This is a genomic window from Winogradskyella vidalii, from assembly GCF_013403955.1.
GTDB lineage: Bacteria > Bacteroidota > Bacteroidia > Flavobacteriales > Flavobacteriaceae > Winogradskyella > Winogradskyella vidalii.
Window position 1 is genome coordinate 143,001 of the sequence record NZ_JABFDG010000008.1, and the last position, 19,112, is coordinate 162,112.

Annotated in this window: 19 protein-coding genes; 9 read left to right on the forward strand and 10 right to left on the reverse strand. The window is 33.0% G+C overall.

Features of this window, described 5'->3' with window-relative positions; all coding sequences use genetic code 11:
* Positions 1–102: 102 nt before the first annotated feature.
* The 4 genes from HM982_RS16415 to HM982_RS16430 form a co-directional block, all read right to left on the reverse strand.
* Positions 103–1,497 carry a T9SS type A sorting domain-containing protein gene (locus tag HM982_RS16415; RefSeq protein WP_179354417.1) on the reverse strand — a complete coding sequence of 465 codons (1,395 nt, stop codon included), beginning with the start codon at positions 1,495–1,497 and terminating at the stop codon, positions 103–105.
* 82 nt (positions 1,498–1,579) lie between these two features.
* Positions 1,580–2,977 (reverse strand): class II fumarate hydratase, encoded by a 1,398-nt coding sequence (gene fumC / locus HM982_RS16420; RefSeq protein ID WP_179354418.1) that lies wholly within the window; start codon positions 2,975–2,977, stop codon positions 1,580–1,582.
* A 263-nt stretch (positions 2,978–3,240) separates the two neighbouring features.
* Positions 3,241–5,388, reverse strand: a complete 2,148-nt coding sequence (locus HM982_RS16425; protein ID WP_179354419.1) for a M3 family metallopeptidase — start codon at positions 5,386–5,388, stop codon at positions 3,241–3,243.
* A 323-nt stretch (positions 5,389–5,711) separates the two neighbouring features.
* Positions 5,712–6,425 (reverse strand): peptidylprolyl isomerase, encoded by a 714-nt coding sequence (locus tag HM982_RS16430; protein WP_179354420.1) that lies wholly within the window; start codon positions 6,423–6,425, stop codon positions 5,712–5,714.
* A gap of 2 nt (positions 6,426–6,427) precedes the next feature.
* Between HM982_RS16430 and HM982_RS16435 the strand changes: the two genes are divergently transcribed.
* The gene (locus HM982_RS16435) at positions 6,428–7,072 is read left to right on the forward strand and encodes an NUDIX hydrolase (protein WP_179354421.1); all 645 of its coding nucleotides are present in this window, start codon (positions 6,428–6,430) and stop codon (positions 7,070–7,072) included.
* Positions 7,073–7,121: 49 nt separating this feature from the next.
* Positions 7,122–7,922, forward strand: coding sequence for a lysophospholipid acyltransferase family protein (locus HM982_RS16440; protein WP_179354422.1), 801 nt, complete (start codon positions 7,122–7,124; stop codon positions 7,920–7,922).
* A 26-nt stretch (positions 7,923–7,948) separates the two neighbouring features.
* On the opposite strand, the gene HM982_RS16445 is transcribed toward HM982_RS16440, so the two are convergent.
* Entirely contained in the window at positions 7,949–8,284 is a 336-nt protein-coding gene (locus HM982_RS16445; protein ID WP_179354423.1) for a tRNA-binding protein, read from the reverse strand.
* A gap of 59 nt (positions 8,285–8,343) precedes the next feature.
* Between HM982_RS16445 and HM982_RS16450 the strand changes: the two genes are divergently transcribed.
* On the forward strand, positions 8,344–8,898 hold the full coding sequence (locus tag HM982_RS16450) for a thioredoxin family protein (protein ID WP_179354424.1): 555 nt from the start codon (positions 8,344–8,346) through the stop codon (positions 8,896–8,898).
* Between the two features lie 93 nt (positions 8,899–8,991).
* Positions 8,992–9,300 (forward strand): rhodanese-like domain-containing protein, encoded by a 309-nt coding sequence (locus tag HM982_RS16455; protein ID WP_179354425.1) that lies wholly within the window; start codon positions 8,992–8,994, stop codon positions 9,298–9,300.
* Between the two features lie 6 nt (positions 9,301–9,306).
* Here HM982_RS16455 and HM982_RS16460 read toward each other — a convergent pair whose 3' ends face one another.
* Entirely contained in the window at positions 9,307–9,930 is a 624-nt protein-coding gene (locus HM982_RS16460) for a DUF4230 domain-containing protein (RefSeq protein WP_179354426.1), read from the reverse strand.
* 189 nt (positions 9,931–10,119) lie between these two features.
* On the opposite strand from HM982_RS16460, the gene HM982_RS16465 reads away from it, so the two are divergent.
* Entirely contained in the window at positions 10,120–10,896 is a 777-nt protein-coding gene (locus HM982_RS16465; protein ID WP_179354427.1) for a hypothetical protein, read from the forward strand.
* Positions 10,897–10,993: 97 nt separating this feature from the next.
* Here the strand turns inward: HM982_RS16465 and HM982_RS16470 are convergent, their stop codons facing one another.
* Positions 10,994–11,998 carry a sugar kinase gene (locus HM982_RS16470; RefSeq protein ID WP_179354428.1) on the reverse strand — a complete coding sequence of 335 codons (1,005 nt, stop codon included), beginning with the start codon at positions 11,996–11,998 and terminating at the stop codon, positions 10,994–10,996.
* 136 nt (positions 11,999–12,134) lie between these two features.
* Here HM982_RS16470 and HM982_RS16475 point away from each other — a divergent pair, with 136 nt between their 5' ends.
* A complete protein-coding gene (locus HM982_RS16475; protein ID WP_179354429.1) occupies positions 12,135–12,662 on the forward strand; it encodes a GNAT family N-acetyltransferase in 528 nt (175 codons plus the stop codon).
* 69 nt (positions 12,663–12,731) lie between these two features.
* Here HM982_RS16475 and HM982_RS16480 read toward each other — a convergent pair whose 3' ends face one another.
* The gene (locus HM982_RS16480) at positions 12,732–13,466 is read right to left on the reverse strand and encodes an energy transducer TonB (protein WP_179354430.1); all 735 of its coding nucleotides are present in this window, start codon (positions 13,464–13,466) and stop codon (positions 12,732–12,734) included.
* 91 nt (positions 13,467–13,557) lie between these two features.
* Positions 13,558–15,708, reverse strand: coding sequence for a TonB-dependent receptor (locus tag HM982_RS16485; RefSeq protein WP_179354431.1), 2,151 nt, complete (start codon positions 15,706–15,708; stop codon positions 13,558–13,560).
* 285 nt (positions 15,709–15,993) lie between these two features.
* On the opposite strand from HM982_RS16485, the gene HM982_RS16490 reads away from it, so the two are divergent.
* Positions 15,994–16,410 carry a hypothetical protein gene (locus HM982_RS16490; RefSeq protein ID WP_179354432.1) on the forward strand — a complete coding sequence of 139 codons (417 nt, stop codon included), beginning with the start codon at positions 15,994–15,996 and terminating at the stop codon, positions 16,408–16,410.
* 27 nt (positions 16,411–16,437) lie between these two features.
* Here the strand turns inward: HM982_RS16490 and HM982_RS16495 are convergent, their stop codons facing one another.
* Entirely contained in the window at positions 16,438–17,715 is a 1,278-nt protein-coding gene (locus HM982_RS16495) for an NAD(P)/FAD-dependent oxidoreductase (protein ID WP_179354433.1), read from the reverse strand.
* A gap of 136 nt (positions 17,716–17,851) precedes the next feature.
* Here HM982_RS16495 and HM982_RS16500 point away from each other — a divergent pair, with 136 nt between their 5' ends.
* Together HM982_RS16500 and HM982_RS16505 are read left to right on the forward strand one after the other, a co-directional pair.
* Positions 17,852–18,346 (forward strand): RNA polymerase sigma factor, encoded by a 495-nt coding sequence (locus HM982_RS16500; RefSeq protein WP_179354434.1) that lies wholly within the window; start codon positions 17,852–17,854, stop codon positions 18,344–18,346.
* Positions 18,347–18,350: 4 nt separating this feature from the next.
* On the forward strand, positions 18,351–18,983 hold the full coding sequence (locus HM982_RS16505; protein ID WP_179354435.1) for a hypothetical protein: 633 nt from the start codon (positions 18,351–18,353) through the stop codon (positions 18,981–18,983).
* Positions 18,984–19,112: the final 129 nt, after the last annotated feature.

Genomic DNA, 19,112 nt, shown 5'->3' on the forward strand with positions numbered 1-19,112 from the left:
GTGTTTTATGTAGGTTTTTTTGACTGAACTAAAAAAACGCTAATAGAAAATTACTAGCGTTTTTAAATCCATAATGTGTTAAATTTATATACTTTTTCGTTTTTATTCTTTTATAAATTTTGCTGTAATGTTATTGTCGATTTTTATGGTATAAACGCCATTAGCTAACTCTGAAACATTTAAGGTTTCTCCAATAACTATATTTTTAGCTAAAACTTGTTTGCCTAAAAGGTCTAAAACAGAAACGTTAATGTTGGTATTAAAACCTTCAAAAGCTAAATAGTCTGTTGTTGGATTTGGAAAAATAGCGATATTTTGAAGTTGAGAACTTGGCGTACTAAGCACAATTTTTTGATTTTCAAAATAGTTTAATGCATCTTGATTATAAGCACAAGTTGCAATATCTAAATCACCATCGGCATCATAATCTTCTACAGCAAATACGAATGCTTGACTTTGGGTAGCATCAATAACCACTTCTTCATCAAAACCATCTAAACCATTATTTTTAAACCATACCAAATCATTACCAGAACCTGAAGCGCCATTACCTAATAGAATATCATCAAGGCCATCATTATCTAAGTCGCTCAATACTGCCATTGCAGGATTGTTTATGGACGTTGAAAAAACAGTTTCAGTATAACCTGAATCAGTTGCTTCGTACCAAAATAAATGTCCTGTTGGTCCGCCACCATAAGAAACTTCAGTTGCTAAAATATCTAAATTAGCATCACCATCAATATCTTCAAAACTTACATGGAACATTCCTGTTTTTCCAGTGGCTACAGTCACAGCATCTTTAGTAAAAGAAACGGTGCCATCTTCAGTTAAATTATTTCTAAAGATTTCAACAACATCACTACCGTAGTAGGCTGTTGCTACAACAACATCTAAATCACCATCAGCATCGATGTCTTTCATATCCATAGCACCAGGTGCCGCTAAAGTATCATCAATTTTATTGGCTTCTAAAGTAAAAACTCCTGTACCATCATTTGAGAACCAAAGCACTTCATTGTTATCATAAGCCGTAACAGCAATATCTAAATAGGTATCATTATTAATATCACCTATGGCGATTCCGGATGCACCAGCAACAGTACTAGAAATTATAGTTTCAGTTGCAAAATTTCCTTCACCATCATTTGGATACCATGCTAAACTATCATTAGTGTAAGCAGATACAATAAGATCTAAAAAACCATCACCATTTAAATCGGCAAGTTTCATAAAACCGATACCTTCTAAAGTGTTGGCAATTAAAGGTTGCAAAGTAAATGTATTATCACCATTGTTTTTATACCATTCAATTGTATTTCCAGCATATGTTCCTATGATGATATCTGGAAATTCATCAGCATCAATTAAACCCGATGTCATGGTATAAGGTGCATCACCTGTACTAGTGTTAATACTAACTTTTGGTAAAAATGAGGTTTGCGCCACAGCGAAATAACTGAGCATAACGAAGCTCAAAAGTAATTTTTGTTTCATGTTTTTTATGTTTTCTGAGCTACGAATATAGTGATTAAATTCAATTTAACGCACTTCAGCGAGTATTCTAAACGCTTAGTCGTTATTTTAAACTTCCCACCATATTTTCTGGTTTTACCCATTCGTCATAGTCTTCTGCAGAAACATAACCAAGATTAACAGCTTCTTCTTTTAAAGTCGTTCCGTTTTTATGTGCTGTATTTGCAATTTCAGCGGCTTTATAATAACCAATTTTAGTGTTTAAAGCCGTGACTAACATTAATGAGTTGTTCAACAATTCCTTAATAACTTGGTGGTTAGGTTCAATGCCATTTGCACAATGCTCTTCAAAACTTACACATGCATCTCCAATTAATTGTGCAGAATGTAAAAAGTTAGCTGCCATCACTGGTTTAAATACATTAAGTTCGTAATGACCTTGTGTACCACCTACTGAAATAGCAACATCATTACCTATAACTTGTGCACAAACCATAGTTAAGGCTTCACATTGGGTAGGATTTACTTTACCTGGCATTATAGAACTTCCTGGTTCGTTTGCCGGAATAATAATTTCTCCAATTCCTGAACGCGGACCAGAAGCCATCATTCTTATATCATTTGCTATTTTGTTTAACGAAACAGCTAATTGTTTTAAGGCACCATGACTTTCAACAATAGCATCGTGGGCCGCTAAAGCTTCATATTTGTTTTCAGCAGTTACAAATGGTAAACCTGTAAATTCAGCAATATATTTAGCAACTAAAACATCGTAACCTTGTGGTGTGTTAAGTCCGGTTCCTACAGCAGTTCCACCTAAAGCTAATTCACTTAAATGTGCTAAGGTATGTTCTAATGCTTTTAAACCATGATCTAATTGCGATACATAGCCTGAAAATTCTTGACCTAAAGTTAACGGTGTGGCATCCATTAAATGGGTACGTCCGATTTTTACAACAGACTTAAATTCTTGTGATTTTTTATGTAAGGTGTTTCGTAATTGAATAACCCCAGGAATCGTTGTTTCCACTATTTTTTTATAAGCAGCAATATGCATACCTGTTGGAAAGGTATCATTTGATGATTGAGACTTATTTACGTCATCGTTAGGCTGAACTGTTTTTTCGCCTTCACCAATAGTTTTACCTGCAATTTGATGCGCTCTGTTAGCAATTACCTCATTGGCATTCATGTTACTTTGTGTCCCCGAACCTGTTTGCCAAATTACTAATGGAAACTGATCATCGTGTTTACCTTCTAAGATTTCGTCACAAGCCTTTGCAATTAAATCGCGCTTTTCTTTAGATAAAACGTCTAAATCACAATTTGTAAATGCAGCAGCCTTTTTAAGGTATGCAAAACCATAAACAATCTCTAGAGGCATCGAGGCAGACGCTCCAATTTTAAAGTTATTACGAGAGCGTTCTGTTTGTGCGCCCCAAAGTTTGTCGGCAGGTACTTTTACCTCACCCATTGTGTCTTTTTCTATTCTATATTCCATTTGTAGTAATGTATTTAAAGCTTTTACAAATTTAATTATTTTGTAGGTTTTATAGGGTATGAAATTGGCTTTTATTTAGACCGTTTTTTTTAAATACTAGGTAAATTTCAATTATTGGAACGAATTAAACTTAATGGGGTTGGCAGTGTTTATTTTTGGATAAGAATTAATAAGTGCTACAAAATAAAAACACCAATCAATCCCTATTGTTTTAGAGCGATTGGTGTTAAATAAAATTGGTGTTTGTCTATTTTTGAGAAAGCTTAATTTTTTGGAACCGGAAATCCACGATCTTTCATTAAGGCTTCAATTTTAGCATCGCGTCCTCTAAACTTTCTGTAAGCTTCTGCTGGATCCATAGCATTACGTGGTGCAAATAAATATTTTACTAATTTATCTGCGACTTTTTTATCGTAAAAACCACCTTCCGCTTCTTTAAAAGCTTCAGAAGCATCACTAGTTAAAACATCAGCCCACATATATCCGTAGTAAGCTGTAGCGTAGCCTTCACCAGAAAAGACATGTCCGAAGTGCGGTGTTCTATGGCGCATAGGTAATTCTTTTGGCATTCCTAATTCGTCTAACGTTTCACGTTCAAACTTATCGATATCGATGTTAGTTGGGTCTGCTAAATGTAATTTCATATCTATTAAAGCAGATGCTAAATATTCAGTAGTACCAAAACCTTGATTAAAAGTAGAGGCATTTTTAATTTTTTCAACAAGTGTTTCTGGAATAGGCTCTCCAGTCTTATAATGTACTAAAAACTGATTGATGACTTTATCCGTAGATAACCAACGTTCTAATAATTGTGACTGAAATTCGGTATAATCTCTAACACCACCATTCAACGTTGGGTATTTTACATCAGCAGAGAAGAAGTGTAAAGCATGGCCAAATTCGTGAAAAAACGTCGTCGCATCATCCCAAGATACGAGAACAGCTTCACCTGGCGCAGGTTTTACAAAGTTAGAATTGTTAGAGGCTAAAACATTTTTTTCGCCTTCAAAAGAATCAGAACTTCTATAGGTCGTTGCCCAAGCACCAGAGCGTTTACCTTGGCGAGCGTAAGGATCTAAATACCATAAACCAATATGTTTCCCGGAGTCTTTATCGGTAACTTCCCAGACTTTAACATCCTCATGAAACACAGGTACAGAACCTTCTTCGACAGGTGTGAATTTGTAATTGAATAATTCGCCAGCGGTAAAAAACATCGCTTCCGTTAACTTATCTAATTGTAAATATTGTTTGACTTCATCACTGTCTAAATCGTATTTCTTTTTACGTACTTTTTCGGCGTAATATCTATAATCCCAAGGTTCAATCGTAATATTATCGCCAAGTTCATCAGCTACAGTTTGCATATCAGCGACTTCTTCTTTTACTCTTGCAGTCGCAGCTGGCCAAACGGCCATCATTAAATCCATAGCATTCTCGGGTGTTTTTGCCATACGGTCTTGTAAACGCCATTCAGCAAAATTGTCATAACCCATTAAACCAACACGCTCTTTACGTAACCTTAAAATTTCAGCTATAATGGCGTTATTATCATATTCATCGCCATTATCGCCTCTAGAATAGTAGTTTTTCCAAACTTTATGACGTAATTCACGCTCGGTTGAATACGTTAAAAAAGGATCCATAGAAGAACGTGTATTAGTAATAGCATATTTGCCATCCTCACCATTATCTACCGCTATTTTTGCTGCAGATTTTATAAATCCGTTTGATAAACCACCTAATTGTTCTTCGGTTAAGTAGGTAATATAATTTTCTTCGTCGTGAAGTACGTTGTTTGCGAAATCAGTGTAAAGCGTTGATAGTTCTTTATTTATTTCTGCATAGCGTTTTTTGTCTTCTGTATTTAGATTGGCGCCATTCATTTCAAACCGCTTATAGGTTAAGTCTACTACGCGTTGTTCTTGTGATTCTAATGGTGTTTCTTGTGAGGCTTCGTAAACGGTTTTTATGCGTTGGAATAACTTTTCGTTTTGAGAAATTTTTGACCTAAAATCGGAAAGTTTTGGTGCTAATTCTACTTGAACCGCTCTAAATTCTGGAGACGATACATTAGAACCCATAACGCCGTAATAGGTAAAAACACGATTAAGTGTTTTACCTGCTTTTTCCATAGCAACAATAGTATTCTCAAAGGTTGGAGCTTCAGGGTTATTAGCGATGGTATCAATTTCAGCTAGATTAATTGCCATGGCTTCTTCAACCGCTGGTTTGATGGTTTCAACAGAAATTTTATCGAAAGCAGGAACACCTTGATAAGGTCCTGTCCATTCTTGGGTGAGTACGTTATCGCTCATATCTTTGTCAATAGGTTTGTTGGTGTCTTCTTTACAGCTTATTAATAAAGCAATCCCACAAATAAGTGTGGTTTTAAGGGGGGTAGATATCATAATGTATTAGTTTTAGTAGGTGTAAAATATTTGGTGTTAATCCAAGGAAACAAGTTACTGAATTTATAGTTGATGACCTTAAGTTTTCTATAATTATTAAGGATTAGTGTTTGATTAATGTTGTAAAATAATACGGATTGTGTGGTTTTACACTGCGGTTAACGGCGTTTTTGTGGAGATGCATAGAGGAATTTGTTGATAGTGGTCGTTTGACTGTTCTAAACTACTATGATTTTAAATGTTTTTAAGCCTCGGTGACTCTGCGAGTAAAAATAGACAGAAACTATTTTATTGATTTTCTCTAATGTTTACAGAAAATAAAATCACTCAATCAATTCCACTTTCTTAATATAAACATTCTTTGTAGGCCAGTCGCCATCATCTGTTTTTACATTGGCGATTTTATCTACGACGTCCATTCCTGAAATTACCTCACCAAATGCAGTATATTCACCATCGAGATGATATGCACCATCGGGTTTTTGGACAATAAAAAATTGAAACGGAGACGCCAGTTTATAGGCATTTTCAATCTCACTACTTGGCATAGAAATCACACCACGTTTATGTGTGTAACCGCGTTTTGTATCTGGTGGAAGCAGGTAATGTCCTATCTTTTTACGGCGTTCGTAGATATTTGTCCCATCACTACTTCCGCCTTGTATCACAAAGTTTTTAACGACTCTGTAAAATTGTGTACCATCAAAATAATTGCGTTTTGTTAGGTAAACGAAATTAGCTCTGTGGAATTTGGTTTTATCATATAAAAGAATATCAATAGTACCGAAATCGGTTGTAATACGTACTTTATTTTCTTTATTCTCCTTTTCGTATTCTAAAAAGAATTCCATAGCATTATCATCAGTGAGTATTGGGAATTCTGATTTGGGTTCTTTTTTAGGCTGGATTTTAGTTTCTAAAGTTGTAGAATCTTTTACAACTGTTGTATCTGTTTTTTTTGAACTTTGCTTATCTTCACAATTCAGAAGTAATAATCCAAGCCCTATAATCATAGGAAAACATAATTGAAATCTCATAAATGCTATTTAGTACGTTTTTAGAATCTGTAGTAAAAATAAAAGATCTAGCGCTTTTTGGCGAAGATTCTCATGCTAAAATGTCTCCACCTTATCGTTTGGAGTTGGCAGAAAAAAACAAAGCAAAGTCTAAAACAGCTAGAAAAGCAGGAGTAATGGCCTTATTTTATCCCGATACAAACGATGAAACTAATTTAGTGCTTATTCTTCGTAAAACTTATAGAGGTGTACATTCTGCACAAGTTGGGTTTCCTGGAGGAAAGTATGAAGACGAGGATAATAATGACTTAATGCAAACGGCAATAAGAGAGACCGAAGAGGAAATAGGTGTATCTAGAGCTCATATTGAGGTTTTAAAAACCATGTCGCCTATATATATTCCACCAAGTAATTTTATGGTACATCCTTTTATAGGTATTTCAAAAGAGTATTTAATTTTTACCAAACAAGACGAAGAAGTAGAGGCCATAATAGAGGTGAAGCTAAGTGATTTTCTAAATGACAGTAATATATTAATGACAAGTGTACCAACGTCTTTTGGAGTTGAAGTAGAGGTTCCCGCTTTTAATTTTAATAATTATATTGTATGGGGAGCAACAGCCATGATGCTCGGTGAAATTAAAGACTTGTTAAAAGAGGTCTTATAAATTAACATTATGTTTACATTTGTAAATTATATAAATTGTAAACAACATTATGGGATTATTCAAAAGAAATCCTTTCGGACATATACTTTGGGTTAAAAAATGGCTTATTAGACTTCTAGGTTTATTTACGCATAGACGCTTTAGAGGATTTAACGACCTTCAGATTGAAGGTTCTGAAATTATAAAAGACCTTCCTGATACCAATGTTCTTTTTATATCTAATCACCAAACCTATTTTGCTGATGTTATTTCAATGTTTCATGTTTTTAATGCAAGTCTAAGTGGCCGATTAGACAATATTAAAAATGTGGGGTATTTATGGAATCCGAAACTGAACATGTATTACGTTGCAGCAAAGGAAACTATGAAAGCTGGTTTATTGCCAAAAATATTTGCTTACACGGGTTCTATTAGTATTGAGCGTACTTGGCGTTCTCAGGGTAAAGACGTCAATAGGCAAGTGAAGATGAGTGATATTACCATGATAAAAACAGCTTTAAATGATGGTTGGGTAATTACATTTCCACAAGGGACGACAACGCCTTTTAAACCTATTAGAAAAGGAACAGCTCATATTATTAAAAGACATAAACCTGTTGTAGTACCTATTGTCATTGATGGTTTTAGACGTTCTTTTGATAAGAAAGGGCTGCGAATTAAAAAGAAAAATATTTTTCAAACTTTTGAAATTAAGGAGCCGTTAGAGATTGATTACGATAACGAATCTATAGATAGTATTGTTGAAAAAATCGAATATGCTATTGAGCAACACCCTTCTTTTTTAAAAGTAATACCACAAGATGTTCTCGAAGAAAAAGAGCGCCTAAACAGAGAGCTACGTGATATGTAGTTTTATAATAAAGTATGAATTGTATTCTAAGAAACCTTTACTCCGTTTTTAACCTTGGTTTCAGGATGTAATAAATAAACATCATTTGCTTTTACTGCTCCAACAACTAGACAAGCACTCATAAAGTTTGCAATTTGCTTTTTAGGGAAGTTGATTACTGCAACAATTTGACGGTGTAGAAGTGCTTCTTTCTTGTATAATGTTGTGATTTGAGCGGAAGACTTTCTTATCCCCAATTCTCCAAAATCTATACTCAGTTGGTAAGCAGGGCGATGTGCTTTTGGGAAATCTTTAACGTCAATAATTGTACCTATACGCATATCTACCTTTGTAAAGTCTTTATAAGTTATTATCTTTTCCATATTAATAGTAATTGCTTTTTTAGGATTACTAAAATCTAAAATTATAAAAAATAAAAACAATGGCGCGTACCAAATCAAATATGTTGCCTTTAGGCACAAAAGCTCCTGACTTTAAACTGGTAGATACAACTGATAATAAAATGAAATCGTTAGATAAACTTAAAGGAACTACAGCGACTTTAATAATGTTTATCTGTAATCATTGTCCATTTGTAATGCATGTTAATTCAGAATTGGCTCAACTGGCAAAAGATTACGTAGCGAAAGGTATTAAATGCATAGCTATATCAAGTAATGATACTGAAAATTTTCCACAAGATGGTCCTAAATTCATGCAGCAAAATGCTTTAGATAACGACTATATTTTTCCCTATTTATATGATCAAACGCAAGATGTTGCTAAAGCATATAATGCAGCTTGTACACCAGATTTTTTCTTGTTTAACGAAGATTTAAAACTTGTTTATACCGGACAATTAGATGATTCTAGACCAGGAAATGACATACCTGTTACAGGTAAAGATATTAGAGAAGCTTTGAATGCTTTAATTGATAATGAAACGGTTAATCCCAATCAGAAACCAAGTTTGGGTTGTAGTATTAAATGGCGCTAAATATCAGGCTAATTTCATTGTATTTATTGAAATGTAACTTTGGTTACGTTTGGTTTTAAATGCTTTTCGGAATTTTGCTTAAAATAAATTACTATGGGATTATTAAATGCTTTATTCGGAAAGTCAAAAAATAATGTGGCTGAATATATTGAGAAAAATGCTGTTATATTGGATGTTAGATCACACGGAGAATATCAAGGTGGTCATATTGAAAAAGCGAAACATATTCCACTTCAAGAATTAAAAAGTAGGCTAAACGAGATTAAAAAATTAAACCAACCTGTTATAGCGTACTGTGCTAGTGGTATGCGTTCTGCAAGTGCAACTAGCATGCTAAAGTCTCACGGTATCGATGCCGTTAATGGTGGCGGAATGGGAAGTTTAATGCGAAAATTAGGATAATAGTTATTATTGCAATACCCTTTCAAGATCTATAAGTTCACTAAAATCTTCAATAGGGTTTTCATTATACTTTAAGGTCCAACCTAAAGAATTAGTAAGAATAAAGAATTTAGAAAGTTCACTAATCAATCGATTTTTAGCATTAGATTTTAAATCGGAAGCTTCAATTTTTTTCAACAGTGATTTTCTAACCGTATTTTTAATATTATTATAATCTTTGGCTTCAAATTGATTTAGGAAATCGGCCTGTACATCGTAATATTCAAAATCTGGACTAATTTTGATTTCTTCTTTCGGAATACTGACTATTTGAAGTGTTTTTGTGGTTTCGTCTATATTGTATTCAATTTTACTTAAATCATAAGCAACAGTTACATCTGCATTGACAATTACAAGGGCCTTTTTTTCGGCAGATACTAAATCTCCAAAAATAGCTTTAGAGTTTTTGTAACTAAATACTTCTGAAAAATGACCTTCGGTTACAACCAGTTTTCCAACGTTATTTATTTGTTCTTGAATTAAGGCACTATGTTCCTTAATTATGATCTTATCTCCCTTTTTGTCTTCGCAATATTTAAAGGTAAATAACACAATCATTGTGATTATAACACCAAATAGTATTTTTTTCATAGGCAAATTTACATATTATACAATTTTACAGGGCTAAAAATAGTAATAATTAAATCCTGTTTTTTTGCCTTATGTCGTATACAAGGGTTTATAGTCTGATAAAAATGCAACACATCTTGGATTTTTAACTATTTGAAATAAAGCTTTTAAATTTGATATAACCACCCTCGAATCTAAAAAGTGAATGTTATGATAAAAATCATCTGCACGTTACTCGTTCTACTTTCGGCTATTAATACTTATGGTCAAGATATATTTTTACTAAAAAATACCAATCCTAAAGCTAAGGAGTTATTACATCGTTTAAATTCAACTAAAGATAGCTTAATTTTAGAAAGTAAAACTAAAATTATTCAAGTTGATATCTTTAATGAAGATTATGATAAAATAATAACAGTTGATGGCTATAATGCTCAAATTTCATTAGGTGATATACCAGAAGGTAAACTTGTTATTGAAGCTAAACTAGCAGACAAAGTTATTGTTATGGGATTATTGCGATTAACCCGTGATAATGGAGTCGCAAACACCGCTACTGCTAGCCAAAATATTGAGGTTATTGAAGGTAATGGTATGATGTTGGACGAAAGTTTAAATGTGATTAAACGAAAACCCCATAATAGTATCGCATTTCTTTTAACAGGAGCAAAATCGAAAACAGAATCTAGTGATAGTGAAAAACTTAAATTCTTTTGGGTAGTAATTAAAGTGAATAATGAGATTGGCTCAAGTAAAACCATGCGTTTGGTAAATGAAAAAACTGTAGAACGTATGATTTTAAAACATAAGCAAGAGCTTAATAGCGCTTCTGGTAAACTAAATGAATTAACAGTTTGGGAAGTTTACAATACATCAAAATTTATGGAACGTCAAGTGCTAAATCCTGATTTTTTCTATTCATTGTCTTCAGATTTATTTAATACAACACCTTATTATTCAACACATAATAATGTTGCAAATCTTTAGAAGATTTTAATAATATAGTTTACTAGAGCAAAGCATCATCTTAGTAACTTGTAAAAGTAGTATTAAGCTTTCAATGTTTGTGTTTTTAAAGAAAGTTCTAGCGAACAAAACGTCCTGAAGTATTTCCATCGAGTATAGCAACGACCTCACTAACATTGGTATAATTTACATCACCTTCGTATGTGTGTTTTAAAGCACAGGCAGCACTTGCAAACTGCATTGCCTTAAAATCATCGTATTGTTGTAATCCGTGTATTAAACCAGCTGCAAAAGCATCTCCTGTACCAATCCTGTCAACGATGTGCGTAATATCTAAATCTTCAGTTTCTTTAAATTCTACACCGTTCCACATTCTAGCTCTAATTTTATGCCATGAAGCATTTAAAGCCGTTCTAATTTTATCAAATACCTTTTCAATAGAAGGAAATGTTTCCATGAGTTGTTGGCTTGCTTTTAGAAAATCGTCATTAGAATAGCTGTAATTAGTTCCTAACACCTCATTTATTTCATTGATTCCGCCAATAAAAATATTAGAATATTCTAATAATTCAATTAAAGAGGATTTAGCGTCTTTGCCATATTTCCATAAGCCACTTCTGTAAGTCGGATCTGCAGATACTGTGATGCCTTTCTCTCTAGCTAAAATAAGCCCTTCTTTTAAGGTATCGAAAGCACCTTGCGTTAACCCAGGTGTAATACCTGTCCAATGAAACCAATTCCCTTTTCTAAATGCCTTTTCCCAATCGACCATAGAAGGTACAACTTCAGAAAAAGAGGAGTGAGATCTGTTATAGGAAATTTTACTAGGTCGCATAACGGCGCCGACTTCTAAAAAGTAAACACCTAATGGACGTTTAGAATATACAATTGAAGAGGTGCTTAATCCAAACTTTCTAATGTAAGCCAAAGCTGTTTCGCCAATAAAATCGTCTGAAACAACACTTATGTGCTTCACTTTTCCACCAAAATTAGCAATAGAAATACCAACGTTTAATTCTGTACCGCCAAAGTAGAATTCAGCAATATTAGATTGCATAAATTTCTTGTTTCCTCTTGGCGAAATACGCATTAAAACTTCTCCGAATGTAATAATTTGTTCCATAAATTGTGGTTTGAAATCTAAGCTTTAAAGTTATTGAATTATTTACTCTAATTATAATATCAGCTTAAAAGTTTCTCAGATAAATTTAGTTTCAGTTATTTGAATAACTTTAGCATCATAATTTAAATAGTCTTGAATGAATTTTAAAATTATAGAAACCGAACGTCTTTTCTTAAGACCTGTTTTAGAAACTGATGTCCAAGATTTTTTTGAGTTAGACTCAAATCCCAAAGTCCATATTTTTCTTGAAAATAAACCTGTAAAAACCCTAATAGAATCTGAAGCTATGGTTGCTAGTATTTTGCAACAATATAAAACTTACGGTTTGGGGCGTTTAGTGCTGATAGATAAAGTAACTAATGGGTTTATAGGTTGGTCTGGCCTTAAATATGAAGAAAATTTACGCAAAGAATTTAGTTATTACGATTTGGGGTACCGACTTAAAGAACAATTCTGGGGAAAAGGTTACGCCACTGAAGCTGCAATTGCTTCTTTGAATTACGGTTTTTCTATCTTAAAATTACAGGAAATAGGAGCGGCTGCTGATGTCAATCATATTGCTTCTAACAGTATTTTAAATAAGATTGGCATGCCGTTTATAGAAACTTTTGAATATAAAGGGGAATTGTGCAATTGGTATAATTTAAAAAAGCCTAGTTTATAAAAAAACAAAATCCCTTTTCAGGGATTTTGTATTCAAAAATTAGTTAGTAATAAGGGGTAGTTAATTGATTTAATTTTGGCGTAATTGAAAGTTTATAGGAATACTATAAGGCACACTAACACTTTTATCTCTTTGTTTACCAGGAACCATAGTTGGTAATAAGTTTACAATACGTTCAGCTTCGGTTTCTAAAAGTTTATCCGGACCTCTACTTTGTACTTTAGTTACCTTTCCGTGCTTATCGATTAAAAAGAAGACAAACACTTTACCTTGAATATCAAGTTCTGCTGCTGCTGAAGGATATCTAAAGTGCTTTTTAAGGTGTTCTTGAATTTTTCGTTCAAAACAAGCTCTTAATTCATCATTACTACCAGTACAACCTGGAAATTGTGGTACTTTTTCTATCACCGCAAAAGGGACTTCTAAATCTTCTTCTACTTCTTCAACAACTACATCTTCTACACCAATTTCACGATCGTCAATAATATCATCTTGCCCTACTTCTGTGCTTTCAATTAACGTTTCTTCAACATCTTCAACATCTTCAACAATTTTAATTACTTCAGCAACTATTTGTTTTTGTGCAGGAGGTGGAGGAGGTGGTGGCATATCAATAGTAGTGATAGGAATATCTTCCTCTATAAAGTCATCTACCATTAAGATATCTATCTTTGTTCCTTCTTTATTGTAAGTCTTATGTTCTAGCCCTAAATACGTAAGGAGTAACATTACATTTAAGCCAACAGCAAAGTATAAATTGCTGTTTCGACCTACATTGGCTTTTGGATTTTTTTTGAGTTCCATGACGTTTAATTTTATAGTATAAATTTACTCAATATTACCTTTGTAGATTATGATATAAGTCATGTTTGTCTAAAAACCAGTGACTTAGGGGCTATAGGTTATCTAGTTGATTATCATTGCCATTGTCACTAATTGTCAAGAAAAAGCCTACAAAAAAGAACTGATCAGCTGCTGGTGTTAGCGCTCTTCTATTAAATTGACCATCTAAATTTGGCGTATCTGCGTATTGATAACCATTAATATTTTTAAATCCTAAAACATTATTTACAGCGAAATATAAGATCTTTTGTTGGTCGATTAAATAAGACCAATTTAAACTTAAACTATGAAACGATTTGGTGCGTTCACTTAGAAAATTATTCGTATTTGGGTTGGTGTAGGGACGACCAGAAGCAAATGCGTAAGACATACCAACCTGACTTTTCCAGCGATCAATCCAATATTTTCCAACAATAGACAAATTATGTTTGGTGGCGTAATTTGGTTGCGCAGCTGTTTCAAAATTTTTATAATTGCGCTCCGTATCTAAATAGGAATAGCTTACCCAATAATCAATCATTTTAATACTTGTATTATCTCTCCAAAATAAATCGACACCTTGAGCGTAGCCACTTCCTGAAGAATTATAATTACTGTCATAGAGTTCTAATTCGGTATCGAATTTTACCAAGTTATCGTAATCTTTTCGGTACGCTTCAGCTCTAAAGATTCTCCCTTTGTTTACATATTGATAATTTAGAATGTAATGGCTTGTCTTTTGTGCTGTTAAGTCGTCTTCAAATTTTAATACGTCACTATTTGGGTTTTGATAAAAGTTACCATAAGCTAACGAGAATTGTCCATTTTTAGATGCTTTATACGCTAAAGCCGCTCTAGGTGCTAAATCTGTGGAATTAAAAATTGAACTGTAATCAGCTCTTAACCCAAGCTTTAATGCTAATTTTTTTGAGAAAATAATATCAGCTTCAGTAAAACCAGCTGTTATATTATTGTTGAATCCATACGTTTCGTCAATAGATGCTTCTTTATAATTCTCATTAAAATTGGTTGAAAATTGCTCGACGCCAAAACTTAATTTAAATCTGCTGCTAAAGCGTTTTTTTAGTTTTAATTTAACATGAGCCGAGTTTTCTGTATTGTTTATATCACTGCGATTGACACCTATTTTATTTTTAGCATACGTGTAGCTTAATCCGGAGTTTAGAGTCCAATTATGTCCTATAACCCCTTTGTAAGATGTATTGAGATAGAAATTATTGTTATTCAATTTAAAATCTATACCATCTTCATAGTTGATATCATCTTGATTAAGTTCAAGTTTAGCAGCATCAAAAGCCGCATAAAACTTTAATATGCCATTATTTAATTGTTGTCTAAAAACGGTTTCGCCTTGTGCACCTTGGTAAGGTGTTTTCCACTCGTTTCGGTCTTTAAAAATACCCATGTAAGGAGAAAGATTCGTATAGTTCACATTAAAACTCAATGACGAATTTTCCCATTTTTGGGTATTACCTAAGGTAGCTCCAACGCTCATAATACCAATGTCTGTTTTGTTTTGATCCGGTTCGTTAATGGTATTTAAAAGCAAGACACTAGATAAAGCTTGCCCATATTCTGAAGCATAACCACCTGTAGAAAACGTTATACCGTCGAACAGAAAAGGTGAATAACGCCCTCGTGTTGGTACATTATTAGCAGTTGGTGAGTAGGGTGTAAAAACCCGAATACCATCGATAAAAATTTGAGTTTCGTCTGCGTTGCCACCTCTAACAAATAGCCGTCCATCTTCTGAAACATTAGCAGTTCCTGGTAAGGTTTGTAGCGCACCTAGAAAATCACCCATGGCACTTGCGGTGGTAACCACGTCTAAGGGTTTTAATACGGAAACTTTACTGTTGTCGCTAGCTTCAAAAGTTCCAGCGCTAATATTTACAGCATCTAAAGTCTCTACATCTTCTCTTAGTTTAATTTGAAGTTTATTGAGATTAGAAACTTGGTCGGTAATACTTTTAGTTTCAAAGGATAGGAAAGAGATGATTAAAGTTTGTATGTCTTTTTCGTCTGTTGAAAATGAGAAATTCCCAAGGTCATCAGTTGTGGCACCATCATAAGTGCCATTTAAATAAACATTAGCACCTAATATGGGTTGACTTTTATAGTCCGTTATATTTCCTGAAATAATGGTTTGGGCGTTTCCGAATGAAATGGTCAGTAAAATAAAAAGGGTCAATAGTTTGTTCATAGTTTGATTAATTGTAAATCCTGAATTAAACTCAGGATGTTTTGATAGTACAAACTTGAACTATATGTTAGTGAATAAGAATTCTACTTTTCTGAACTGTTAATTATCAACGACGAATTGAATATATTTGGTTGTTGGTAAATAAATACGTGGCTAGCTAAATAATTAATGTAGAAATTTAATCAAATGTCTCTAGTCTTACCTGTAAATTACATATTGAAAGTGCATACGAATAACTGACATCAACATTGCATTTATAATAACATATAGCTTACCTTTTGAACGATGAAAATAAAAAACAAAAATCTATTGTATTATGCTAGTGTTGTCCTCTATATCATTTCTTTAACACAAAATGCATACATTTTAAATCAGGAAGAAGAGCATTATGGTTATTTAGTATTAATTTTTGGCTTCTATGCTGTTTTTGATTCAGGAATATCTTGGCTCGCCAATATTTTAATAATATTTTCTTGGCTATTTAGACATAAGAAAACCTCATTATATTTCAGTTTGTCAGCTTTAATATTAGGTCTTTCGTTTTTATTAATTGATAAAGTTGTGATGGGAACAAACAATATATACGGAAATATAACTGGTTATGGTATTGGATACTATCTTTGGGTATCTAGTTTTTTAGTAATGACAATTCAAAATATTATGACGTATAATAAACGTTCTGCCCAAACCATTTTTAAATAATTGCTTTTCTAGATTACCAAATATTAGTTAGAGTCGTTTTTTATAAGGTCTGATGATAAGTCGCGCGGCTTTATCAAAATTGATGTAATTATAAGTCCAATTAAAGAGTACAATTACACGGTTTCTAAAACCGACTAAAGACATTAAGTGGACAAACATCCAAATAAACCAAGCAAAAAAACCTCCAAACTTATAATGTTTTAAATCTACAACGGCTTTATTTCTACCAATAGTAGCCATAGAGCCTTTATCTCTATATTTAAATGGTTTTAAAGGTTTGTTGTCTATTAATCGTAAGATGTTTTTACCTAATAATTTTCCTTGTTGAATGGCTGGCTGAGCGACTTGCGGGTGTCCTTTTGGATAAGCTTTAGTTGACATTAACGCAATATCTCCAACGGCAAAAATGTTGGTGTAATCTTCAACTTGGTTGAATTGATTAACGCTATAACGATTCAGTCTTTCTAGTAACGCTTCAGCTTTTAAACCTTGTATTGGTGCTCCAGTAACTCCGGCTGCCCAAATTAAGGTTTCAGATTGCATGGTAAGCTTAGAATTAGTGGTGACTGTTTTACCATCATAATGTTTTACAAAAGTTTTACAATGTACTTTTACACCTAATTTACTTAAAAATTTAGCTGCTTTTGCTGAGGCATTTTTACTCATTGGTGGTAAAACACGATCAGCACCTTCTAATAAATGAATATGCATATCATCGGGATTTAAGTCGTGATAATCCCTTGGTAATATATTGTTTTTTAATTCGGCAATAGCACCGGCAAGCTCAGCTCCAGTTGGTCCGGCACCAACAATAACAAAGTTAAGATAGGCTTCGCGTTCTTCATTAGAATCTGCAATAGCAGCTTTTTCAAAATTTTCTAAGATAAGGCTTCTTATATCGAGCGCTTGAGGAACAGTCTTCATAGGCATACTATGAGACTCAATCGCTTTGTTACCAAAATAGTTAGTTTTTGTACCCGTCGCAATTATAAGGTAATCGTAAGTTAGATGTCCAATAGAAGTGATGATTTCATTATTTTCTGGTAGAATCTGCTCTACTTTTGCCAGACGAAAAAAGCTAGTTCGATGTTTTTTTATAATTTTCCGTAAAGGATAAGCAATTGAATCTGGCTCTAAACCCGAACTAGATACTTGGTATAGCAACGGTTGAAATGTATGGTAATTACGTTTGTCGATTAATACAACTTGAACATTTTTGTTCGCTAATGATTTTACCAGATTTACTCCAGCAAATCCACCTCCTATGATAACGACTCTGGGTAGATTAGACTTTGGGATATTCATTAAATAATGGTTGAAATTACACCACAAAAGTACAAATTATGAAGACTTAAACCTTAATTTGAAAGAATAGTTGAATAAATTTGTAACAAAAGATAAATTCCAACTACTAATTAGGTAACCAACCAATAATATTTAATTGAATAAAGAACTAGAACATAGTTTTGTAGAACAGTTGCAAAAGCATCAAAACATTGTGCATAAGGTGTGTAGATTATACACTAACAATGCGGATGCTCATAACGATTTGTTTCAAGAAATTACCATACAGTTATGGCGTGCTTACCCAAAATTTAGAGGTGAAGCTAAGTTTAGTACGTGGATGTATAGAGTAGGATTGAACACGGCAATTACGTTGTACCGAAAATCGAAAAGACGTATAAGTACACAAGAGTTTGATGCTGTAGAGTTTAAAATTAAAGCAGAAGAATATGATGATACGGAAGAGCAGCAATTAAAACTTTTGTATCAAGCAGTACATCAGTTAAATGATATTGAAAAGGCCCTAGTTTTCTTGTATTTAGAAGATAAAGATTACAGGGAAATTAGCGCGACATTAGGTATAACGGAAGTTAATGCAAGAGTAAAAATGAATCGCGTGAAAAAGAAATTAAGAACCATACTAAATCCGTAAGATTATGGATGAATTAGAATTATTAAAAAAGGATTGGAAAAAAGATAAAACTGAATATAAAAACTATTCAGATTCTGATATTCAACCTATGTTACATAAAAAGTCGTCTTCAATTGTAAAGACATTATTTTATATAAGTATTGCTGAATTGGTGTTTTGGATATTAGTTAATGTAATTCCATTTTTCCTTTCTTCAGGCTATAAAGAACGCATGGATCAAAGTTACCATAGCCCTATATTTGTTGGGTTAACGGCACTTAGTATAATTGTAATTTTTGGCTTTGTGTATTTACTTTATAAATCACATAAAGCGATTTCTACGACCGATAATGCAAAAAAATTAATGGAAAGTATTTTAAGAACACGTAAAGTGGTCAAGTATTATGTTGCCTTTAATTTAATAATGATTTTTATATCAATTCCTGTATCTCTGTATTTAGAATTTAATAATAATAATGTCTTTCACGATCAGGTAGAGGCTTTTAACTCTAAAGAGATGCTCATACTCTATTTATTCACCATTCTGTTAGGAGGTGTATTTTTATTGGTGTTTTGGCTGTTTTACAAGCTTATTTATGGCATTCTTTTAAAGCGTCTAAATAGGAATTATCAAGAGTTAAAAAAGTTTGAAGTATAATTTCAATTATTTCTTGCATCGCCAGATTAGATTTTCAGCTTATAAATTAGTTTTTATTATACCTAAGTTTTTGACTTTATACCGTAACTAATAGTATTGATTCTTTATGTATATTATATTTATCCTTTA